Genomic DNA, 21,404 nt, shown 5'->3' with positions numbered 1-21,404 from the left:
TCCCAGACTGCATGCCCAGCGATAAAGCATTGCCGCTCATCGGAATGGTTCTCGTCACGCACGGCCGCCTCGCCGAAGAGATGGTCACCGCGATGGAGCATGTCGTCGGTCCGCAGCGCGCTGTGGCGACCGTATGCATCGGTCCCAACGACAATATGGAGATGCGCCGCCAGGAGATTGCCGAGGCGATCCGCGCCGTCGACGGCGGCCGCGGCGTCATCATGCTGACCGATCTGTTTGGCGGAACCCCGTCCAATCTCGCGATCAGCCTGCTCGAAGCGGGAAGAACCGAAGTGATCGCGGGCGTGAACCTGCCGATGTTGATCCGGCTCGAGAGTGCGCGCAAGACGATGGACTTGCGCCCCGCGGTCATCGCGGCGCGCGAGGCCGGACAGAAATATATTTCGGTCGCGTCGGAAATGCTGGGAGTGGGCCTTTGAGCGAATTGTCGGAGACCGTCGAAATCACCAACCAGCGCGGTCTTCATGCGCGCGCCAGCGCCAAATTCGTCACCTTTGTCAGCCGCCTGCCCGAAAGTGTCACCGTTGAGGTCGAAAAGGGCGGAAACCGCGTCAACGGCACCTCGATCATGGGGCTCATGATGCTTGGCGCAGCAAAAGGCGATTCGATCACCATCCACACGAAAGGGCATGGTGCCGACGCGGCGCTGCTCAAGCTCGTCGGGCTGGTCAAGGACAGCTTCGGCGAGGATTGACCCATGGCGACCGCTCGCCGTTCCCGGATCGAAAGTCTTTCGAACCCGCTCGTCAAGCGAATGCGGCTGCTGCGCGAGAAGCGGCATCGCCGCGCCGAGGGGCTGTTCCTCGCCGAAGGGCTGCGCATCGCGACCGAGGCGCGCGAGGCGGGGGTGCTGCCGCAATGGCTGTTTCTTGCTGACGAGGGCGCGGCGGGGCATCCGCTCGCCAAGGCGCTTGTCGAGGCGACGCTGGCAGGCGGCGGAGAGGTGATCGACACGACGCCGGCCATCCTCTCCAAATTGTCGGGTAAGGACAATCCGCAGACGGTTGTGGGCATCTACGCGGAGCCGAAAACGCGCCTCGGCGATCTTGACCGGGCTGCCGCGCCGATCTGGCTCGTCGCTGAGCGGCTGCGCGATCCGGGCAATCTCGGCACGATGCTGCGCACTGGCGATGCGGTCGGCGCCGGCGGGCTGATCCTGCTCGACGAATCGACCGATCCCTATGCGGTCGAGGCGGTGCGCGCGAGCATGGGGGCGATCTTCACCCAGCGGCTCGTGCAGACGCACTGGGACGATTTTCTCGCCTGGCTGCGGGCCGGCCCGGGCGAACTGGTCGCGACATGGCTGGGCAAGGACACCAAGGATTATCAGGCGGTGCGCTATGCAGCGCCGACCTTCATCCTGATCGGCAATGAGTCCCAAGGGTTGCCCGAAGCTTATGCTGCCGCGGCCGACGTGCGCGTGAAGATGCCGATGATGGGCAAGGCCGACAGCCTCAACGCCGCGGTTGCGGGCGCGGTGATGGCCTATGAGGTTCTGAACCAGCGGCGACGTTGACATTCAGGATCCGGACATTCGGCGCCTTCCAGGAACCTCGCTCGACTGAAGCTGTTTCAGGGTGACGAAGAAGAAAGGCCGTTCGATGATCCGATTTCCGTCCCTGTTCGCCCTGCCGCTCGGACTCGCGGCGTGCACCGCGATTCCGCCCCAGACGCCGGATGCGCAGCCTGAATCCTATATGGCGCTCGGCACCGAGCCCGGATGGACGCTCGAGATCACGCCGGGCCTCCTCAACTATACCGGCGACTATGGCGACACCAAGATATTAGAGCCGAACCCCGGCGCACGGCCGGGCTTCAATGGCGAGCGCTATACCGGCAAGCGCCTCGCGGTCGACATCACCCATGCCGAATGCAGCGACGGGATGAGCGAGCGCCGCTACCGCGACACGGTGACGGTCAGCGCCGACGGGAAGACGGTAAAGGGCTGCGGCGGCGGCATCCTTGCGCCCGAGGCGCTCGCGGGAACCAGTTGGACCTTCGTCTCGATCGGCGGGGTTTCCGTGGCCGGCGGCCGGGTGGCCTCGCTCGCCTTCGAGGAGACGAGGCTCAGCGGCAGCGCGGGCTGCAACCGCTTTTCAGGAACCTATACTAGCGACGGCACGACGCTGCGCGCCGGCCCGCTGATGGCGACAAAAATGGCCTGTCCCGGCGCAGCGATGACGCAGGAGAGCAGCTTCTTTGCGCTGCTGGCAGGACCGGTACGGCTCGAATTTCCCTCCGACGGCACGCTGATTCTGACCGGCGCCGATGGACAAAGTGCGGTGCTCAAGCGGGCAATCTGACGCGGCTCTACTCGCCGTCATTGACCGCGCTCGGCGCTGCCGAAAGCTTGGCGAGCGGCCGCGCCGCCTGTTCGGCGACGGGCAATGCCGGAATCTCCTTGCCGCCGGTTTCGACATCGAGCGCCTCGAAGCGCTTTGCCTGCGTGAGCACCTGCGATTCAAAACTGCCGACGAAGGCATTGTACGCACCCGTCGCCTGATCGAGATTCTTGCCGACGCGCGCGATATGCGCGCCCATTGTAGCCATCCTCGCGTATAGCTCCTTGCCGAGCGCCGCGATCTCGCGCGCCTGTCCCGCGAGCTTTTCCTGCCGCCATACCGCCGCCACGGTGCGCGCAATCGCGATGAGGTTGGTCGGCGTCGCGAGCAGGACCTTGCGCTCGAACGCATAGTCCCAAAGGTCGGCATCATGGTCGAGCGCCGCGGCGAGGAAATGCTCGCCGGGAACGAACATCACCACATAATCGGGGGTGTCGTCGAACTGGCTCCAATAAGCCTTGGCGCCCAGTGTGTTGACATGCGCCTTCATCGCGGCGGCATGCGCTGCGAGATGCGCCGCCCTTTCGCTCTCATCGACCGCGCCGAACGCATCCTGATAAGCGTTGAGCGAAACCTTCGCGTCGATGACGAGGCTCTGCCCGCCCGGCACCTTGACCACGACATCGGGACGAAGCCGCCCGCCATCGCCATCGGTCACGCTGACCTCGGTCTGGAAATCGGCACGTTCGGACAGACCGCAGCTCTCGAGCACATTGCGTAGCTGCTGCTCGCCCCAGCGACCGCGCGCCTTGGGGGCGTTGCGCAGCGCGTTGACGAGTTTCGCCGCCTCGCTTGATACGCGTTCGGTACCCTCGCGCATCGCCGCGATCTGACCGTGAAGCAAACCGAAGGCATCGCGTCGGTCTGCCTCGACCTTGCTTACGGCCTCCTCATAGCGCGCGAGCCGCTCGTGGACCGGCTGGAGCAGCGACTTCAGCGTCTGGCCCGCGCTTTCCTCGCTCTGCCGGAAGCGCTGGTCGGCGCGTTCGAGAAACGCCTTTTGCGCCTCGCCGAGCATCACCTGCCCGACTTCGCGGAACTGCGCGCTCAGCGCTGCCTGCGCATCCTTGAGCTGGGCGATCTGCGCATCATGTGCGGCATCGCGCGCCTTCTGCTCAGCGAGAAGCGCCGAAAGCTGGAGGTCCGCCGCCTTGCGCGCCTCAGCCTCCGCCGCAAGGTCGGTCACCGCGGCCTTGAAGCGCTCGGCAAGTCCGTCACGCTCGGCCTTGAGCCCTCCCGTCTGGCGCGCCGCAAAGAGCCATCCGATGAGGGCGCCGACAGCAAGAGCGACGAGGGCAGCGAGCAGCGAGACAAGGGTCATGCGCGGAACATAGAATGAACGCCGTGGGCTTGGCTAGGATTAATTGGAAAAGGCAGGGGCGGTCCCCGGCGCGAATGCCGCTGGCCCGTCAGGGGTTGGAAGGTCGCGCCGTGATGGTCGCGCCTTTCGCCAATTGGCCCCCCCAAGACGCAAGGACGAGAATGCTGCCAAGAACCCCCGCGCCCGCGCGAAAGCTCTTGCATCTGCAAATCGCTCGCATTAGCGGCCAAGCGAACAGGAGATGAGAATGAATCGCAAATTGGCTCTTGCTGCGCTCATGTGCCCCGCGCTTTCCTCCCCCGCCTATGCGCAGGACGGCACAAGTGCGTTGGCGGCGAGCGACGCAGACAATATCGTCGTTACCGCGGCGCGCTCGATCCTGCCGGCCAATGCGCTCCCGCTCACCGTCGACGTCATCGACAAGGAAGCGCTCGACCAGCAGATCGCCATCTCGGGGTCTGTTACCGACGCAGTAGCGACGCTGGTCCCCAGCTTTTCCCCGACCCGGCAGAAACTGTCGGGCGCGGGCGAGACGCTGCGCGGGCGCTCGCCGCTCTATGCGATCAACGGCATCCCGCAGTCGACACCGCTGCGCGACGGCAGCCGCGACGGCTTCACGATCGACGGCTTTTTTATCGACCGGGTCGAGGTCATCTTCGGGTCGAATGCGCTGCAGGGAATCGGTGGCACCGGCGGCATCGTCAATCAGGTCACCGTCGGCGCCCCGACCAAGGAAGGCGTATCGGGTCGCGCGCTGCTGCAGGGAACGGCGGACAATGCGTTTTCCGATGCCGGCATGGGCGGCAAGCTTGCCGGCCTCGTCCAGTACAAGGCGGGTCGCTTCGACGCCTCGGTCGGCGCGGCTTACGAACTGCGCGGGCTGTTCCGTGACGGCGAAGGCCGTCCGGTCGGCATCAACCTGACGCAGGGCGAAACAATGGATTCAAAAGCGCTCTCGCTCTTCGGACGCTTCGGTTATGCGGTGACCGATACGATGCGGCTCGACCTGATCGCGAGCCGTTTCGAGCTCGAAGGCGATGGCGATTACGCCCCTGTTGCAGGCAACAAGCCTGGCGGACTGCCGACGAGCGCAGAGCCCGGCTCGCCACCCGGCATCCCGGCGACCAATCGCACCGAAAGCGTCGCGCTGTCGCTGACCGACACCGACCTTGGCGGCGGCAACTTCATCAGCCAGATCTTCTGGAACCGCAGCCGCGACACCTTCGGCGGCGAGCCTGCTCCGATCGCGAGTTTCCAGGATCCAGCGATCGGGACGGTGGGGACCCTGCTCGACCAGTCGCAAAACCGCAGCCGGAAGATTGGCGGCAAACTGAGCTATGAGCGCGTGGTGCCGGGCCTTGAGGCGCTGACGCTGATCGCGGGTTTCGACGCCCTGTGGGACACGACCGAACAAAGATTGATCACAACTGGCCGCACCTGGGTCCCACCGAGCGAATTTCGAAGCTTTGCCCCCTTCGGTCAGGCCAATCTCAAGCTGCTGGACGGCGCGCTGCGGCTCGCCGGCGGGGCGCGCTATGAGAATGTGAAGATCAAGATCGGCGATTATCACACGCTCGCCGCCAACACCTTTGTCGCCTGCCCCGCACCGCCTGCGGTGCCGAGCGGGCCGTGCGGTCTTCCGACCTATGGCGGCGTAGATGTCGCGGGCGGCAGTCCGAGCTTTGACGACGTACTGCTCAACGGCGGCGTCATCGTCGAGCCGCTCGCGGGCATTCGAGCCTACGCGAGCTACGCCGAGGGTTATACGGTCCCCGACATCGGCCGCATCACCCGGGCGGTGAAGGTAGCCGGGGTCGATATCGACAATTATCTCGACATCGCGCCGGTCGTTTCGAACAATCGCGAGATCGGGGTCGAGGTGAAGCGCGGGCCGCTCGACGCCAGCGCGACCTATTTCTGGTCGACCAGCACCAAGGGGCAGCTGCTGATCGCTCGCCCCGACGGCATTTTCGACGTCGTGCGCCAGCGCGTCGAGATCCAGGGACTTGAGCTCAACCTTGCAATCAAGCTGCCGATCGACGGACTCACCGTCTCGGGAGGCTATGCCCATATCAAGGGCCGCTTCGATGAGGATCAGGACGGTGTGGTCGACACCGACCTCGACGGCGCGAACATTTCGCCCGATCGGCTGAACCTCGCCGCGTCCTACGCGAGCGGACCGCTGTCGGCGCGGGTGCAGACGCAATTCTATCTCTCGCGCAGCTTCCGCGGGCCGAACCGCGACCCGCGAAATGACTTCGAGGGCTATACGCTCACCGACGCCTTCGTTCGCTATCAGACGGGTTTCGGCGGCATCAGCCTCGCGGTGCAGAATCTGTTCGACGAGCAGTATATCAGCTATGCGAGCGACACCCAGCGCCCGACGGACAATTTCTTCAATTTTGCAGGGCGCGGGCGCACCTTCACCCTGGGATGGGATACCCGCTTCTAGATGATGAAGCTGCTCGACACGCTGCACCGCTGGACGGGAGGCCTGATCGGCCTCGTGCTGGCGCTGCTCGGCCTGTCGGGCACAATCCTGCTTCACAAGGATGCGTGGATCGGCGTTGAGCATGCCGGCGATCCGCTGCGCAGTGACCTTGCCAGCGTCACCGCGGCGACCGAGGCGATCATGGCGCTGCCCGGGACGCCGCAGGGCGTCATCTATGCCCGCGACGGCTTCGGGCTGCATCAGGGGCGCTTCCGGTTCGGCGAAGGCGCAGGCTTTTACGCCGACCAGTCGGGCGAGGTCATGGCGCGCTGGGCGAGCCAGTGGGAACGGCCCGAGCTGTGGATCTTCGACTTCCACCACCATCTCTTCGCGGGCGACAGCGGCGAATGGGTGATCGGAACGGCGGGTCTGTGCGGTCTCTTCTTCCTGGTCTCGGGGCTGATCCTCTGGTGGCGCACGCGCAAAACTTTTCGCTTTCGGCTGTGGCCCAAGCGGATGAGCCGCGCAGCGATCGTCACCCATCACCGCGACCTCGGCGTCGTCGTCGCGCCGCTCCTCCTGCTGTCGATCGTCACCGGCACCATGATGATCTTCCGCCCCTTCGCGATGGCGATGGTCTCGCCCTTCGGCTCCGTCGCCGAAACGGTAAGATCGATGGAGCCGCCCAAATATGAAAGCGGGCCGCTCGCCGCGAAGCCAGACTATGCCGCGATGCTCGCCGAGGCGCAGCGGCGCTTTCCAGGCGCCGAATTCCGTATTCTCAGCCTGCCCCGCAAGGCGGGCGAGCCGATAAGCCTGCGGATGCGGCAGCCAGCCGAATGGCTGCCCAATGGGCGCACGACCTTGTGGTTTGACGCGGCGACCGGCGAGGTCCTAGGTGCGCGTGACGCGCTGGCCATGGCGCCCGGCGCGCAAGCGTTCAACAAGGCCTATCCGCTCCACGCCGGCAAGGTCGGCGGACTTTTCTGGCGGGTGGTGCTCACAGTCTCGGGCCTGTCGCTGACCATGCTCGGCAGCTTCGCGGTCTGGACCTTCTGGTTCAAGCGGCCGAAACCCGCAAAGCGGATGGTGGAAACGGCGGCGCTCGCTTCGACATGATGGCCTTGTGCTGAGAGGCCGCCAACGATCCCTGGGAGTTCAAGCGCTGGAGGCGCTGCGAGTCCCATATAAAATATCCAACGCTCAGAAGCGAGCGGGACGACCGGCGTCGCCCCAATAGCTGCCGTCCGGCCTGGTCGCGCGAAAGGCAGACGATGAGCGGCAGGCTCAGGGAATCCGGCAAAGGACGCCAGCCTGCACCGCCCCTTCGCCCCCATTCCAAAGCGCGTCGACAGCAAGAAGGCCAAAACCGGACGAAACCGCGAGCATACGCCAATAGCGAAACTTGATCGCCTGGACGTCGCAGCCATAGGGCGGGTCAGGTCATCGACCCGTGCAATCTCTTGCGGGCAACCCTCACCGCTTTCCAATTTTTCCCGCAGGCCTATATCCTCCCCAGCCCATGACCCGCGCCCGCGTTCTCCTTCTCACCGCCGCCCTCGGTCCGCTCGACTATCGCGTCCCGCAGGGGAGCGATGCCCCGCTCGGCAGCGTCGTCGTCGCGCCGCTCGGTCCGCGGCGGATGGGCGGCGTAGTGTGGGAAGATGAAAGCTTCGGCGCGCCCGAGCCGGTGGGCGACAACCGACTGCGCAACCTCTACGAGATTGTGCCCGTCCCCCCCGTGCCAGCGCCCTTGCGGCGGCTCGTTGAATGGACGAGCGACTATTATCTCGCGCCGCCTGGCGCGGTCCTGCGCATGGTCCTGCCCGGCGCCGCCTTTGCCGACGCGCGGCGCCCCATCGTCGAGTATCGCGCGACGGGCGAGCTGCCCGCGCGCATGACGCCGCAGCGCATTGTTGCGCTCGAAAAGATCGGCGCGCGGCAAGGGCTCGTGCGCGAACTCGCAGCGCTTGCCGACGTCAGCGAGGCCGTTATCCGCGGGCTGGTACAGGCGGGCGCGCTCGAAGCCGTGAGCGTGTCAGCCGACGCGCCCTACCCCGAACCCGACCCCGACTTTGGTCCGCCCGACCTTTCTGCCGAACAGGCCGCGGCCGCGAGCCAGCTTCGCGACGCCGTGACCGCCGCGATCTTCGAGACCTTGCTCCTTGACGGAGTCACGGGGTCGGGCAAGACCGAGGTCTATATGGAGGCGATCGCCGCCGCGGTCGAAGCGGGGAAGCAGGCGCTCGTCCTCCTCCCCGAGATCGCGCTGACCGAACCGATGCTGACGCGCTTTGCCGCGCGCTTCGGCTGCGAGCCTGTCGCCTGGCACTCCGGCCTGCGCTCGACCGAACGCCGCCGCGCGTGGCACGCCATAGCCCGCGGCGAGGCGAAGATCGTGGTCGGTGCCCGCTCGGCGCTCTTCCTGCCTTATGCAGATCTCGGCCTGATCGTCGTCGACGAAGCGCATGAGACCAGCTTCAAGCAGGAGGATGGCGTTCATTACCATGCGCGCGACGTCGCCGTGATGCGCGGGCATTTTGAGGCGCTGCCCGTGATCCTTGCGAGCGCGACCCCCGCGCTCGAGAGCCTCGCGCAGGTCGAGGCGGGGCGCTATCGCCACATCATCCTGCCCGCGCGCTACGGTGGCGCGATGCTGCCCGACCTTGCGGCCATCGACATGCGGCAGGATCCGCCCGATCGCGGCCGCTGGCTCGCCCCGCCGCTCGTCGATGCTCTCGCCGACCGGCTCCACAAGGGCGAACAGAGCCTCTTGTTCCTCAATCGCCGCGGCTTTGCGCCGCTCACACTTTGCCGGACCTGCGGGCACCGCATCCAGTGCCCGAACTGCACCGCGTGGATGGTCGAGCATCGCCTCGTCCACCGCCTCGCCTGCCATCATTGCGGGCATGTCATGCCGCCGCCGCGACTCTGCCCCGAATGCGAGGATGAGGACAGCCTGGTTGCCTGCGGCCCCGGGGTCGAGCGCGTCGCCGACGAGGTGACGCTGCGCTTTCCCGAGGCGCGCACTGCGATCGTCACGTCGGACACGCTCTGGTCGCCTGCCAAGGCTGCGGAATTTGTGGCCAATGTCGAGGGCGGACTGATCGACATCATCATCGGCACGCAGCTCGTCACCAAAGGCTATCATTTCCCCAATCTGACGCTCGTCGGGGTGGTCGATGCCGACCTGGGGCTCGACGGCGGCGACCTTCGCGCCTCCGAGCGAACATTTCAGCAGATCGCGCAGGTCGCGGGGCGAGCCGGACGCGGGGTCAAGCCCGGCGAGGTGCTGATCCAGACGCGCGTCCCCGACGCGCCAGTCATGGCAGCGCTCGTCGCCAACGATCGCGAAGGCTTTTATGCCGCCGAGGCAGCCTCCCGCCGGCAGGCAGGAGCGCCGCCCTATGGCCGCTTTGCTGCGCTCGTCATCTCATCGGAGGATATCGATGTCGCGCGCGGCGTCGCGCAGCGTCTCGGGCAGAAAGCGCCGGTCGCGGACGGTCTCGCCATCTATGGCCCAGCCCCCGCCCCGCTCGCCATGCTCCGCGGGCGCCACCGCTTCCGCCTCCTCCTCCACGCCCCGCGCAGCTTCGACCTGCAAGGGACGATCCGCGACTGGGTGGCGCGCATCGACTGGCCCGCAAAGGCGCGGCTGGCAATCGACGTCGACCCCTACAGCTTCGTTTGAACCCAAGGACTTGAAGGCGCCAAGGCGCCCGCTATGCTGGGCCTTTTAAGGAACCAATAGGGGGAAAGAAGGGTGACGGGGACAGCATGGATGCGGGGAGCTGCGCGGCTTCTCGGCGCGGTGGCGGCGATGCTGGCGATGCTGGCGAGCCCGGCGGCGCGAGCCGAATGGTGGGAAGCGACGACCTCCCACTTCGTCGTCTATTCGGAAAGCAGTCAGCGCGATGCCGAAAAGTTCGCGGTCCTGCTCGAACGCTTCGACAATGCGCTGCGCACCCTCCAGGGCATGCCCGTTCCCGGCCCCGAAATCGGCGTGGCAAACCGCGTGAAGGTGTACCGAACGGGTGACACGGACAATATTGCGGTTTTTGCCCGGGCGCCAGGATCGGGCATCGCTGGCTTCTATATCCCTCGCGCAGGCAATCCGGTTGCCTTCGTCCCGGCCCGCGAACGCATCGCGACGAGCAAGGGTATCGAGCAGGGGCCGCGCCTCGACATCAAGACGGTGCTGCTCCACGAATATACGCACCATTTCATGCTCTCGAATTTCAGCACCGCCTATCCGCATTGGTACACGGAGGGCATTGCCGAGCTCTACAGCACGATCCGTTTCATGGACGACGGCAGCTTTCACGTCGGCGACGTCCCGCAGGCTCGCGGCGCCGCGCTCGACTATCTGCCCGACGTCCCGCTCAGCCGCCTGTTCGACACCAAGGCGACGCTGAGCGGCATGCAGCAGTATCAGTCCTACACTTTCGGCTGGCTCCTCTCGCACTATCTGAACTTTGCCCCCGAGCGGAAGGGACAGCTTGTCGCTTATCTCAAAGCGCTCAACAGCGGCGAGGACAGCCTGACTGCCGCCAGGCGCATCTTCGGCGACCTTGAAGCGCTGCAAAAAGAGGTGCGCCGTTACAAGCGCGGCCCCTTCCTCGGCTATGATGTGAAGCCAGGCGATTATGTCGAACCTAAGGTGGCGATCCGCCGGCTGACCTCGGCGGAAGAAGCACTGATCCGTCATCATATGCGCTCGCAGCGCGGGGTCGACCGCAAGGAGGCGCGCGACGTCGCGCGCGACATGGGGGGCAAGGACGCGGTCTATTCCGACAGTCTGCCGGCGCAGCTCTGGGTCGGCGAGGCGCAGATCGACGCGCGCAACTGGGACGCTGCCGAGGCAGCTGCAGACCGGGCGCTCAAAATCGACCCTGAATCGTCGGCCGCTTATCTCCTCAAGGCCCAGGTCTTCATGGGCAGAGGCAAGACCGACAAGAAGGCTTATGCCGAGGCACGGCCCTATTACATCAAGGCGCGTCACCTTGACCAACTCGATCCGCGCCCGGCGATCGGCTATTATATGTCGTTCCGCCAAGCCGGAGAGCCGATCCCGGCACCGGCCATCACGGCGCTCGAACAAGTCTATCCGGAAGCATCTTTCGATCCGCAGTATCGCCTGCTCATGACCCGCCAACTCCTCGACGACGGTAAAGGCGACCTCGCGCGCACGGTCATCGCGCCGATCGCCTTTCGGGGTCATGAAGGTGAGAATGAGAATTTGCCGCTCGAAGTGGTGAAGGCCATCGACGACGGAAACCTCGATGACGCGCGGGCCAAGATGGCCCAGATCTTCAAGAAAGCGGAAGACGAGGGCGAAAAGTAGGGCTGACCTGGCAGACCAAATTTTACAGCGCTCGCACGGCGGTTAGACCTCGGCTTATTGGCGCGAGAATATGACATCGCGCATATCGTCGAACGCGATCGGGCGCGGCTCCGGCCTGACCTCGATGGGAAAATCCACCTCATCGTGGGCGGCGCCGACACCTTCTACCTCGATGGTCCCGCCCGCCGCCTCAAAGCCGTGCTCGGCCGGCTCGGCGCGAATTCATCGTTCCGCTTTGTCCCCGGCCGCACCCATTTCGACCTCTATGCCGAGGGCCGCGACCGGATGGCGCTTCTGAAGACTATCGCGAAGGAAATTTATGCTGCGGCGCGGCCGGCCGGGGCAAGAGCGCCTTGATCCCGATAGAGTCTGATTGAGCTTGCCAATATTCTCCCTTCACCTTTGCGCGAAAGAAAGGGGATTTTCGGCGCGCTCAGAGCAAGCGGCGTTGCGACGCGCACACACCTCGATCAATAGTCCGGCTCGCCGCCGCCCATTATCTTTTCCGCCTGCCCGGTGAGCCATGCCATTGCCGCCGCCCAGGGCTGATGACCGTGGCTGATCCGCGCAACCCCGAGCTCGGCAAGTTTCTTGTGCGTCGGGCCGGCCTTGCTGCGCAAGATGTTCACCGGAAGCGGTGAGCCTTCGCAGATCGCGCCGATGCACTTCGCCTCGGCGAGGAAGGGGACGAAAAGACCGCTCGCCCCGGCATCGGCATAGGCGCGTGCGCGCTCGAGCGTCGCGGCAACCAGCGCGCCGCCATCCTTCGCCGCATCAGCCCCACGAAACATGTCGCAGCGGGCATTGACGAACAGACCGGTATCGGCCGCCGCGCGATAGCGCGCGGCGGCCTCGCCGAGCGGCAGCAACGCGTTCGTGCCAGGCAGCCGGTCTTCCATGTTGATCCCCGCCGCGCCCGCTGCGCGCGCACGGCCGATCGAGGCGCCGACAGCGGCCGGGTCGGCGCCGTAACCCGACTCCATGTCGATGGTGACGGGCAGGTCGATGACCGACAATATGCGCGCGAGATTTTCGAACACATCCTCGATCGGAAAATCCTCCCCGTCTGCGCGCCCCTGCGCGCCCGCAACACCAAAGCTGCCGGTCGCAATGGCCTTCGCGCCCGCGCTCGCAACCGCCTTTGCGCTTCCCGCGTCCCAGATGTTGACAAGAATCAGCGGGTCGCCGGGCACGTGCAGCGCGCGAAATTGAGCAATACTGTCGGTCATTTCGCTTCCCTTCTCAAAAGCTCTTCCTTGATTTCGAGCCCATAGGCATAGCCGCCCAAGGACCCATTGCTGCGCACGACGCGGTGACAGGGGATGAGTATTGCAACATTGTTAGCGCCATTGGCGCTTCCCGCCGCGCGCACGGCACCGGGTTTGCCGACCGCCGCGGCGATCTCGGCATAGCTGCGCGTCTCGCCCGCCGGTATTTTCCGAAGCTCGCGCCATACCGCTTCCTGGAAGGCCGTGCCCTTTACGTCGATGGGGATGTGGTCGAAGCCTTGCGCGGGGGTTTCGACGGCATCGACGACTTCTTTCAGCAGCACCGCGAATTCGGCGCCCCCCTCGACCAGTGTTGCGGCGGGAAAGCGGCTTTCGAGCGCATCGCGCCCTTCAGCAAACGACAGGCGGCACACACCCTTGTCGGTTGCAGCAACGAGCATGTCGCCGAGGCTCGTCGGCACGATTGCCCAATGGATCGTCGTGCCCTTGCCGCCGCTCACCCAGGCCGAAGCCGGCATCCCCATGCGTCCTTCCATCTGTCCGTAAAAGCGTGATGGACCCGAAAAGCCCGCGTCATAGATGGCGTCGGTCACCCGCCTTGTGTCGCTGAGCGCCGCGCGGGCGCGCTCGTCGCGCAGCGCCCGGGCATAGGCAGCGGGCGACAGGCCTGTCTGACGGGTAAAGACACGCTGGAAATGCGTCGCCGAATAGCCGGTGCGCTGCGCAAGGTCGGCGAGCGCAAGCGGCTCCTCGCTGTCCTTGATCGCTGCGATCGCTGCGAGCACAGCCGCTTCGTCACGCCCGACATCGTCGGGCAGGCAGCGCTTGCAGGGGCGCAGCCCCGCGCCGCGCGCGCCGGCGCCGTCGGCGAAGAATCGGACGTTTGCCCGCAAGGGCTGGCGCGCACCGCAGCTCGGCCGGCAGTAGATGCCGGTGGTGAGAACCCCGACGATGAAGCGCCCGTCATAGGCCTTGTCCCGGCGCCGCATCGCAGCCCAGCACTCCTCCTCGGTCATCGCAGCGAAGCTCATGGTTCGTCCCTTTCGATCCGCGCGGCGAAACAGCCATAAGCGGCGTTATGCGCATCGATATAGGCGGTAGCAGGATCGGCGAACAGGGCGCGGATTGCGCCGTCGCCGTCGCCCGGCTGGGCGAGCCGCGCCGTTCGCAGCATACCCTCGCGGTCGAACGCGCGAAGCGAAAGCATGCGAGCTTCGAAGACCGGTGGCGGTGCATCGCGCCAGCGCGTCGCGGCGACACCCTGCCGGACATAAATGGCAAAGGCGCTGCGATAGGGCGTCGCGACATCGTGGTGGACGTGGTGAAGCAGAAGCAGCGTCTCCCCGGCCCGGGCATCCTCGAGGCTGACCCGGCAGGGATAGGCTCGATCGCTCTGCGCGATGATCCGGCGCGCGCCGCGCGCCGCAAGGTCGGCGTCATTCATGGTGAACAGCGGTGCAAAGGGCTCAGGGGCGAGACCGGTAATGATGTAGGTCATGACATTCTCCTCTCGATGGGCTCGCGCCCGCCTGCCATGATGCAGCGCTCCCGCGCGTCCCGATGCTTGCGTTCAAAGCGCGCGTCTCTAATCTGCCCCGTCATGACCCGCCTCATCGCCCTTTTCCTCGCCCTTTTCGCCCTCACCCTCCCGGCGCATGCAGCCGACGATATCAGTGCGGTCTCGCGCAGCGTCGTGCGCGTCGTCACCGTGGCGATGGTTGAGGGGGAGGTGGTCGGATTTGGTCATGGGAGCGGCATCGCCATCACTCCGACGCGGATTCTGACCAATGCGCATGTCGTGGAATCGGCCGCAAAATATCCGCAGAATGTCGCGCTCGGCATCGTCCCGTCGGAGGGGCAGAAAAGCTATGCCGGCAAGCTCATCGCGATCGACACCAAGCGCGACCTCGCGCTGATACAGATGACCGAGGGGCGCGTGCCGTCGGCCGCGATCTACACCGGGCCGCTCGATTCGGGCACCGACGTCGTCGCATTGGGCTATCCTGGCAATGTGGACCTTGCGACCGCGCGCAGCGCCGCAGACTATATAACGCCGCGCACGCCGGTGCGCAGCGAGGGCAATCTGTCGAATACCCAGAGCGTCGACGGTATTGCGACGCTCGTCCACACCGCGAAAATCTCGCGAGGCAATTCAGGCGGGCCGCTCGTCGACCAGTGCGGGCGTGTCGTGGGCATCAACACCTTCATCACACGGGCCGACGACGGCGATTCGCCCTTCGCTTTTGCGATATCGGTGCGCGAGATCGCGCGGTTCCTCGCCGACGCCCAGCAGGACTATGCGAGCGTGGGCACCTCCTGTCTTTCATTGGCCGAAGCCTCCGAGCGCGATCGCGCCGCCATGGAGGCGGAAGCGCGCGCCGCGGCGGAAGCCAATGCCGCAAAGGCGGCGGCAGCCCAGCTCGAGCGCCAACTCCGCCTGCAGCGTGCAAATGAGGACGCGCTCGCCGCGCGCGAGAATCGTATCGCGCTTGCCGGCGTTCTATTCGTCCTTGGCGCCCTCGGTGCTGGCGCTGGCCTGCTCTTTTACAGCCAACAGAAACGGCGCGAGGCGAAGATCGCGGGCGGCGGAGGCGCAGCGCTGATCCTCCTTGCGGCAATCCTGTTCTTGACCCGCCCCGACGCCTATGCGGAAATTGCCCACGATGCGGCGGCAGACGAGACGCTGACGCCCGCAGCGCCTAAGCTCGCTGAGGGCAGTTTTCTCTGCACGATCGAACCGAACCGCAGCCGTATTACCGTGTCATCGACCGACGACGTGCCGGTCACGCTCGGCGAGGGCGGATGCGTCAACGAGCGGACCCAATATACGCAAGGCGCCGACGGGCGCTGGCAGCGCATCCTCGTTCCGAATGAAGAAGCGACGGTCACCATCGCCTCGATTGACACCGCCGGGCAGGACTATCGCGTCGAGCGCTATCTGCTCGACGCCGAGACCATGGCCAAGGCACGCGAAATTCGCTCGGGTGCGACGATCAAGGGCTGCACCGCCGATTCCGAAGCGCTCGCCGCTTTCGCCACCCAGCAGGAAGCGATCAGGAGCACGCTGCCCCCGACCCCGAACGAGCGGCTGGTCTATGGCTGCCAGAGACTTGCTGGAGCCGCGGCAAAGCAGGCAGCGGCCGAAAAATAGCGCGGGTTCCTAACCGCCGCACGCCTTGAACAGCATGAGCGTCCGCTCGCGCGCGAGCTCTGCGCTTGGCTCGTGATAATCCTTGCGGCGGTCGCTGTTGAAGCCGTGCCCTGCTTCATAGACAAAGACCTGCGCGGTCGGATGGTTCTTTGCGATCAGGGCCTCGACCCCATCCATGGGAATTCCCGCATCGTACCGGCCGAAATGCGCAATCGCTGCACACCGCGGCGCCTCGCTGGCAAATTGCGTCGGCACGAGGCTGCCATAATAGGCCGAAGCGGCGCCGAGGTCGGGGCTGATCTGCGCCATCCGCCACGCGACCGACCCGCCATAGCAATAGCCGGTGATGAAGACCGGACCTTTCCCTTTGAGCGCGTCGATGCAGCTTTGCGCATCCTTCAGGCTCTGCTCGAAGGGATGAAGCTGACGCGCGAGTTCCACCGCTCTTTCGAACTGCGGCCCCGAATAGTCGCTTTCGAACCCCGGATGCTCGCGATCGAAGAGCGCGGGCGAGAGGACCTCATAGCCGTCGGCGGCATATTCGTCGCACAGCTCGCGAATATGGTCGGTGACCCCGAAGATTTCCTGGATCAGCACCAGGCCTGCGCGGCGGCCGCCTTCCGGCCGGGCGTGATAAACGGCAATTTCCGCCCCGTCGTCCATCGTCATGCGGATCATCTCGCCCATCACTCTTTCCTCTTCGCGCTGTTCCTCGGGAACCAAGGCTGTTCTTTCTCCTCCTTTGTGGAGAAAGCTGTGCCCTTCGACAAGCGCGCAGGGCACAGCCGCACAGGGCGGAAAGAACCGGGCCCGGAACGCCGGCGTGATTCCTTTCGCCCCACCTTGCATTGCAACAAAATCGTTGCTACGCGCGCCGCGACTGTGCAGCGGGGGCCTCTTCGGAGACCATGTAAATCCGCGCAGCCATCCCCCTCGGGATCGTAGAGAAGGACTTTTGCGCGTGGAGAATTCCGGCGGCATTCAGGGCAACATCACGGCGGGCCTTACGGGTCGCTATGCCAGCGCGCTGTTCGATCTGGCGCGCGAATCCGACGCCATCGACAGCGTTCAGAAGAGCCTCGCAGCGCTGCGCCAGGGCCTCGCCGATTCGTCTGATCTCGCCGCGCTTGCGGCAAGCCCGGTGGTCAGCCGCAGCGACGCGGCGAAGGCCGTCGCCGCCGTCGCCAAGGCAATGCAGCTCGATTCGCTGACGACCAATTTTCTGGGCGTGCTCGCCCAGAACCGCCGCCTCTCCGATCTTGCTGGCATGATCGACGCTTTCGACGCGATCGTTGCGGCGCACCGCGGTGAGGTAACGGCCAAGGTCACCAGTGCGCATCCGTTGAGCGCAGAACAGCTCAAGGCGCTCGCCGCCAATCTCAAGACTCGTGTCGGCCGCGATGTCAGCATCGCAACGACCGTCGACCCCGCCATTCTCGGCGGCCTCGTCGTCCAGCTGGGCAGCCAGCTGATCGACGGCAGCATCCGTACCCGTCTCAATAGCTTCGCGACTGCGATGAAAGGCTGAATAATGGAAATCCGCGCCGCTGAAATCAGCAAGGTCATCAAGGACCAGATCGCCAATTTCGGGACCGACGCCACGGTCAGCGAAATCGGTTCGGTGCTCTCGGTCGGCGACGGCATCGCCCGCGTCCACGGCCTCGACAATGTCCAGGCCGGTGAAATGGTCGAGTTCGCCAATGGTGTGAAGGGCATGGCCCTGAACCTCGAAGCCGACAATGTCGGCATCGTGATCTTCGGCTCGGACGCCGAAATCAAGGAAGGCGACACCGTGAAGCGCACGGGCACCATCGTCGACGTTCCCGTCGGCAAGGGCCTGCTCGGGCGCGTCGTCGATGGCCTTGGCAATCCGATCGACGGCAAGGGCCCGATCGTCGCCGAAAAGCGCATGCGCGTCGAAGTGAAGGCCCCCGGCATCATTCCGCGGACATCGGTTCACGAACCCGTCCAGACCGGCCTCAAGGCCCTCGACGCCCTCGTTCCCGTCGGTCGCGGCCAGCGCGAGCTGATCATCGGCGACCGCCAGACCGGCAAGACTGCCGTCGCGATCGACACCTTCATCAACCAGAAGGAAGCGAACAAGGGCGACGATGAGAGCAAGAAGCTCTATTGCATCTACGTCGCCGTCGGCCAGAAGCGCTCGACCGTCGCGCAGATCGTCCGCCAGCTCGAAGAGAATGGCGCGATGGAATATTCGATCGTGGTCGCCGCGACCGCGTCGGAACCCGCGCCGCTCCAGTTCCTCGCGCCTTACACCGGCTGCACGATGGGCGAATTTTTCCGTGACAACGGCATGCACGCCGTGATCGTCTATGACGACCTCTCGAAGCAGGCGGTCGCCTATCGCCAGATGTCGCTTCTGCTCCGCCGTCCGCCGGGCCGCGAGGCCTATCCAGGCGACGTCTTCTATCTCCACAGCCGCCTCCTTGAGCGCGCTGCGAAGATGAACGAAGACAATGGCGCGGGCTCGCTGACGGCGCTGCCGATCATCGAGACGCAGGCAGGCGACGTTTCGGCCTATATTCCGACCAACGTGATTTCGATCACCGACGGCCAGATCTTCCTCGAAACCAACCTCTTCAACGCGGGTATCCGCCCGGCGATCAACGTCGGCCTGTCGGTGAGCCGCGTTGGTTCGGCCGCGCAGACCAAGGCCATGAAGAAAGTGTCGGGGTCGATCAAGCTCGAGCTCGCCCAGTATCGCGAAATGGAAGCCTTCGCGCAGTTCGGGTCGGATCTCGACGCGTCGACGCAGAAGCTGCTCAACCGCGGCGCGCGCCTGACGCAGCTCTTGAAGCAGCCGCAGTTCCAGCCGATGCCGTTCGAGGAGCAGACCGCGTCGATCTTCGCCGGCACCAATGGCTATCTCGACAATGTCGCCACCGGCGACGTGTCGCGCTACGAACAGGCGATGCTCGCCTATCTGCGCAGCGACCATCCGCAGGTGCTGAAGGCGATCCGCGACAGCAAGGATCTTGGCGACGATGCCAAGAAGGGTCTCGTCGAGGCGCTCGACGCCTTCGCCAAGATTTTCGCGTAAGCCAAGTGACCGTGAGCCCGGCCAACCGCGCCGGGCTGACGAACAAGAGGGGCCGTAATGGCATCGCTTAAGGAACTCAAAGGGCGCATCGTCTCGGTCAAGTCGACCCAGAAGATCACCAAGGCCAAGAAAATGGTCGCCGCAGCAAAGCTGCGCAAGGCTCAGGCCGCGGCCGAGGCCGCGCGCCCCTATGCCGAGCGCCTCGAAGGCGTTGTCGCGAGCCTCGCATCGAAGGTCGGCGGCTCGGATTCGGCGCCGAAGCTGCTCGCGGGCACCGGAAAGAGCGACACGCACCTGCTCGTCGTGCTTAACAGCGACCGTGGCCTGGCCGGCGCGTTCAACTCGAACATCGTCAAGGCTGCGCGCGACAAAGCCCTCGAACTGCAGGCCGAGGGCAAGAAGGTGCTGTTTTACCTCGTCGGCCGCAAGGGCCGCCCGGTGATCGCGCGCCTTTTCCCCGGCCAGATCATCGAGCAATATGAGACGACGGGCATCCGCGACATCGGCTTTGAACAGGCGAACGAAATCTCGGCGAAGGTGATGGAGCTTTATGAAGCCGGTGCCTTCGATGTCGCGCACCTCTTCTATTCGAAGTTCCGCTCCGCGCTGCTTCAGATCGCCACCGGGCAGCAGATGATCCCGGTTCCTCCGCCCGCCGAAGCGCCGGCGTCCAGCGGCGCCGCGGTCGAATATGAGCCCGACGAGGAAGCGATTCTCGCCGACCTCCTGCCGCGCAACGTCACGATCCAGATCTTCAAGGGTCTCCTTGAAAACGCTGCCTCCGAGCAGGGTGCGTCGATGACCGCTATGGACAATGCGACGCGCAACGCAGGCGAACTGATCAACAAGCTGACGATCGTTTACAACCGCACGCGTCAGGCGGCGATCACCACCGAACTCATCGAAATCATCGCGGGCGCCGAAGCGCTCTAACCGATCAACCCAAGGAAGAAGACCATGGCAACCGCACCTGCCCCCGAGAAGAAGGCTCCCGCCAAGAAGGCGGCCGCGCCCAAGGCCGCCGCGCCGAAGAAGGCCGCAGCAGCCAAGACGGCTGCGCCCGCCGGCACCGCCACGGGCCGCGTCGCGCAGGTCATCGGCGCCGTCGTCGACGTTCAGTTCACCGGCCCGCTCCCGGCGATCTTGAACGCGCTCGAAACCGACAACAACGGCAGCCGCCTCGTCCTCGAAGTCGCGCAGCACCTCGGCGAGAACACCGTTCGCACCATCGCGATGGACGCCACCGACGGCCTGACCCGCGGCCAGCCCGTGATCGATACCGGCGCGCAGATTTCGGTCCCCGTCGGTCCGCAGACGCTTGGCCGCATTCTCAACGTCATTGGCGACCCGATCGATGAGCGCGGCCCCGTCAACAGCGACATGAAGGCGCCGATCCACGCCAAGGCTCCCGAGTTCGTCGACCAGTCGACCGAAGCCTCGATCCTCGTCACCGGCATCAAGGTCATCGACCTGATCGCCCCCTATGCCAAGGGCGGCAAGATCGGCCTTTTCGGCGGTGCTGGCGTCGGCAAGACCGTCCTCATCCAGGAACTGATCAACAATATCGCCAAGGGTCACGGCGGCGTCTCGGTGTTCGCGGGCGTCGGTGAACGCACGCGTGAAGGCAATGACCTCTATCATGAATTCCTCGACGCCGGCGTTATCGCCAAGGATGCCGACGGCAACCCGACCCCCGACGGGTCGAAGGTGGCGCTGGTGTTCGGCCAGATGAACGAGCCCCCGGGTGCGCGCGCCCGCGTCGCGCTGTCGGGCCTCACCATGGCCGAATATTTCCGCGACCAAGAAGGGCAGGATGTGCTCTTCTTCGTCGACAATATCTTCCGCTTCACTCAGGCGGGTTCGGAAGTGTCGGCGCTGCTCGGCCGTATTCCCTCGGCGGTGGGCTATCAGCCGACCCTGTCGACCGACATGGGCGCGCTGCAGGAACGCATTACCTCGACCACCAAGGGCTCGATCACCTCGGTGCAGGCCATTTACGTTCCCGCGGACGACTTGACCGACCCGGCGCCGGCGACCTCGTTCGCCCACCTCGACGCGACGACGACGCTGAGCCGCGCGATTTCGGAGCTTGGCATCTATCCGGCCGTCGACCCGCTCGATTCGACCTCGCGCGTGCTGACGCCCGCCGTCGTCGGTCAGGAGCATTATGAGACCGCCCGCCGCGTTCAGGAGACGCTGCAGAAGTACAAGTCGCTCCAGGACATCATCGCGATCCTCGGCATGGACGAGCTTTCGGAAGAAGATAAGCTTGTCGTCGCCCGCGCACGCAAGATCCAGCGCTTTCTGTCGCAGCCCTTCCACGTCGCCGAAGTCTTCACCGGCATCCCCGGCAAGTTCGTGGCGATCGAAGACACGGTGAAGTCGTTCAAGGCAGTCGTCGACGGCGAATATGACCACCTGCCCGAAGCGGCATTCTATATGGTCGGCGGGATCGACGAAGCGGTCGCCAAGGCTGCGAAGCTCGCCGAAGACGCATAATCATT

The 21,404-nt window shown here is 65.2% G+C and carries 19 protein-coding genes; 14 read left to right on the top strand and 5 right to left on the bottom strand.

The window, feature by feature from the left end:
* The first annotated feature begins 11 nt into the window (after positions 1-11).
* From B5X69_RS08225 to B5X69_RS08210, 4 genes are all read left to right on the top strand, one after another.
* Positions 12-440: a PTS sugar transporter subunit IIA gene (locus tag B5X69_RS08225; RefSeq protein ID WP_053555178.1), complete on the top strand. Its 429-nt coding sequence runs from the start codon at positions 12-14 to the stop codon at positions 438-440.
* Positions 437-715, top strand: a complete 279-nt coding sequence (locus B5X69_RS08220; protein WP_079638228.1) for an HPr family phosphocarrier protein — start codon at positions 437-439, stop codon at positions 713-715. The genes B5X69_RS08225 and B5X69_RS08220 overlap by 4 nt, the downstream gene beginning before the upstream one ends.
* 3 nt (positions 716-718) lie before the next feature.
* Positions 719-1,537, top strand: a complete 819-nt coding sequence (locus B5X69_RS08215; RefSeq protein WP_079638227.1) for a TrmH family RNA methyltransferase — start codon at positions 719-721, stop codon at positions 1,535-1,537.
* An 85-nt stretch (positions 1,538-1,622) separates the two neighbouring features.
* Positions 1,623-2,324 (top strand): META domain-containing protein, encoded by a 702-nt coding sequence (locus tag B5X69_RS08210; RefSeq protein ID WP_079638324.1) that lies wholly within the window; start codon positions 1,623-1,625, stop codon positions 2,322-2,324.
* Between the two features lie 7 nt (positions 2,325-2,331).
* Here the strand turns inward: B5X69_RS08210 and B5X69_RS08205 are convergent, their stop codons facing one another.
* Complete coding sequence (locus B5X69_RS08205; RefSeq protein WP_079638226.1) at positions 2,332-3,684, bottom strand: DNA recombination protein RmuC; 1,353 nt, start codon at positions 3,682-3,684, stop codon at positions 2,332-2,334.
* 247 nt (positions 3,685-3,931) lie between these two features.
* Here B5X69_RS08205 and B5X69_RS08200 point away from each other — a divergent pair, with 247 nt between their 5' ends.
* The 5 genes from B5X69_RS08200 (at position 3,932) to B5X69_RS08180 (ending at position 11,816) form a co-directional block, all read left to right on the top strand.
* A complete protein-coding gene (locus B5X69_RS08200; RefSeq protein ID WP_079638323.1) occupies positions 3,932-6,136 on the top strand; it encodes a TonB-dependent receptor in 2,205 nt (734 codons plus the stop codon).
* Positions 6,137-6,139: 3 nt separating this feature from the next.
* Complete coding sequence (locus tag B5X69_RS08195) at positions 6,140-7,234, top strand: PepSY-associated TM helix domain-containing protein (protein WP_079638322.1); 1,095 nt, start codon at positions 6,140-6,142, stop codon at positions 7,232-7,234.
* Between the two features lie 403 nt (positions 7,235-7,637).
* Positions 7,638-9,806: a primosomal protein N' gene (locus B5X69_RS08190; RefSeq protein WP_079638225.1), complete on the top strand. Its 2,169-nt coding sequence runs from the start codon at positions 7,638-7,640 to the stop codon at positions 9,804-9,806.
* Between the two features lie 72 nt (positions 9,807-9,878).
* Complete coding sequence (locus B5X69_RS08185; protein WP_139375723.1) at positions 9,879-11,459, top strand: tetratricopeptide repeat protein; 1,581 nt, start codon at positions 9,879-9,881, stop codon at positions 11,457-11,459.
* 57 nt (positions 11,460-11,516) lie between these two features.
* Positions 11,517-11,816 (top strand): hypothetical protein, encoded by a 300-nt coding sequence (locus B5X69_RS08180; RefSeq protein ID WP_217699105.1) that lies wholly within the window; start codon positions 11,517-11,519, stop codon positions 11,814-11,816.
* Between the two features lie 113 nt (positions 11,817-11,929).
* On the opposite strand, the gene B5X69_RS08175 is transcribed toward B5X69_RS08180, so the two are convergent.
* From B5X69_RS08175 to B5X69_RS08165, 3 genes are read right to left on the bottom strand one after another with little or no spacing between them, the layout of a single operon-like run.
* Entirely contained in the window at positions 11,930-12,688 is a 759-nt protein-coding gene (locus B5X69_RS08175; protein ID WP_079638223.1) for an isocitrate lyase/PEP mutase family protein, read from the bottom strand.
* Positions 12,685-13,719 carry a bifunctional transcriptional activator/DNA repair enzyme AdaA gene (locus B5X69_RS08170; protein WP_079638222.1) on the bottom strand — a complete coding sequence of 345 codons (1,035 nt, stop codon included), beginning with the start codon at positions 13,717-13,719 and terminating at the stop codon, positions 12,685-12,687. Before B5X69_RS08170 ends, B5X69_RS08175 begins: the two co-directional genes overlap by 4 nt.
* The gene (locus B5X69_RS08165) at positions 13,716-14,186 is read right to left on the bottom strand and encodes a DUF1203 domain-containing protein (RefSeq protein WP_079638221.1); all 471 of its coding nucleotides are present in this window, start codon (positions 14,184-14,186) and stop codon (positions 13,716-13,718) included. The genes B5X69_RS08170 and B5X69_RS08165 overlap by 4 nt, the downstream gene beginning before the upstream one ends.
* 102 nt (positions 14,187-14,288) lie before the next feature.
* Between B5X69_RS08165 and B5X69_RS08160 the strand changes: the two genes are divergently transcribed.
* Positions 14,289-15,839, top strand: coding sequence for a S1C family serine protease (locus tag B5X69_RS08160; RefSeq protein WP_079638220.1), 1,551 nt, complete (start codon positions 14,289-14,291; stop codon positions 15,837-15,839).
* Between the two features lie 9 nt (positions 15,840-15,848).
* Here the strand turns inward: B5X69_RS08160 and B5X69_RS08155 are convergent, their stop codons facing one another.
* Positions 15,849-16,562 (bottom strand): dienelactone hydrolase family protein, encoded by a 714-nt coding sequence (locus B5X69_RS08155; RefSeq protein ID WP_342745791.1) that lies wholly within the window; start codon positions 16,560-16,562, stop codon positions 15,849-15,851.
* A 238-nt stretch (positions 16,563-16,800) separates the two neighbouring features.
* Between B5X69_RS08155 and B5X69_RS08150 the strand changes: the two genes are divergently transcribed.
* From B5X69_RS08150 to atpD, 4 genes are read left to right on the top strand one after another with little or no spacing between them, the layout of a single operon-like run.
* Positions 16,801-17,367 (top strand): F0F1 ATP synthase subunit delta, encoded by a 567-nt coding sequence (locus tag B5X69_RS08150; RefSeq protein ID WP_079638219.1) that lies wholly within the window; start codon positions 16,801-16,803, stop codon positions 17,365-17,367.
* Positions 17,368-17,370: 3 nt separating this feature from the next.
* On the top strand, positions 17,371-18,900 hold the full coding sequence (atpA, locus tag B5X69_RS08145; RefSeq protein WP_079638218.1) for a F0F1 ATP synthase subunit alpha: 1,530 nt from the start codon (positions 17,371-17,373) through the stop codon (positions 18,898-18,900).
* Positions 18,901-18,957: 57 nt separating this feature from the next.
* Positions 18,958-19,833, top strand: a complete 876-nt coding sequence (locus tag B5X69_RS08140; protein ID WP_079638217.1) for a F0F1 ATP synthase subunit gamma — start codon at positions 18,958-18,960, stop codon at positions 19,831-19,833.
* A gap of 24 nt (positions 19,834-19,857) precedes the next feature.
* Positions 19,858-21,399 (top strand): F0F1 ATP synthase subunit beta, encoded by a 1,542-nt coding sequence (gene atpD, locus B5X69_RS08135; RefSeq protein WP_079638216.1) that lies wholly within the window; start codon positions 19,858-19,860, stop codon positions 21,397-21,399.
* Positions 21,400-21,404 lie beyond the last annotated feature (5 nt).

The organism is Sphingopyxis flava (genome assembly GCF_900168005.1).
Taxonomy (GTDB): domain Bacteria; phylum Pseudomonadota; class Alphaproteobacteria; order Sphingomonadales; family Sphingomonadaceae; genus Sphingopyxis; species Sphingopyxis flava.
The sequence above is the reverse complement of the archived record's forward strand: the minus strand, read 5'-3'. Positions and strand labels throughout refer to the sequence as shown.

Bases quoted from the DNA above. Each gene is read 5' to 3' on its own strand.
- B5X69_RS08200 (WP_079638323.1), top strand. From the start codon at position 3,932: ATGAATCGCAAATTGGCTCTTGCTGCGCTCATGTGCCCCGCGCTTTCC.
- B5X69_RS08215 (WP_079638227.1), top strand. From the start codon at position 719: ATGGCGACCGCTCGCCGTTCCCGGATCGAAAGTCTTTCGAACCCGCTC.
- B5X69_RS08165 (WP_079638221.1), bottom strand. From the start codon at position 14,186: ATGACCTACATCATTACCGGTCTCGCCCCTGAGCCCTTTGCACCGCTG.
- B5X69_RS08205 (WP_079638226.1), bottom strand. From the start codon at position 3,684: ATGACCCTTGTCTCGCTGCTCGCTGCCCTCGTCGCTCTTGCTGTCGGC.
- B5X69_RS08160 (WP_079638220.1), top strand. From the start codon at position 14,289: ATGACCCGCCTCATCGCCCTTTTCCTCGCCCTTTTCGCCCTCACCCTC.
- atpD (WP_079638216.1), top strand. From the start codon at position 19,858: ATGGCAACCGCACCTGCCCCCGAGAAGAAGGCTCCCGCCAAGAAGGCG.
- B5X69_RS08140 (WP_079638217.1), top strand. From the start codon at position 18,958: ATGGCATCGCTTAAGGAACTCAAAGGGCGCATCGTCTCGGTCAAGTCG.
- B5X69_RS08195 (WP_079638322.1), top strand. From the start codon at position 6,140: ATGAAGCTGCTCGACACGCTGCACCGCTGGACGGGAGGCCTGATCGGC.
- B5X69_RS08225 (WP_053555178.1), top strand. From the start codon at position 12: ATGCCCAGCGATAAAGCATTGCCGCTCATCGGAATGGTTCTCGTCACG.
- B5X69_RS08190 (WP_079638225.1), top strand. From the start codon at position 7,638: ATGACCCGCGCCCGCGTTCTCCTTCTCACCGCCGCCCTCGGTCCGCTC.
- B5X69_RS08210 (WP_079638324.1), top strand. From the start codon at position 1,623: ATGATCCGATTTCCGTCCCTGTTCGCCCTGCCGCTCGGACTCGCGGCG.
- B5X69_RS08175 (WP_079638223.1), bottom strand. From the start codon at position 12,688: ATGACCGACAGTATTGCTCAATTTCGCGCGCTGCACGTGCCCGGCGAC.
- atpA (WP_079638218.1), top strand. From the start codon at position 17,371: ATGGAAATCCGCGCCGCTGAAATCAGCAAGGTCATCAAGGACCAGATC.
- B5X69_RS08170 (WP_079638222.1), bottom strand. From the start codon at position 13,719: ATGAGCTTCGCTGCGATGACCGAGGAGGAGTGCTGGGCTGCGATGCGG.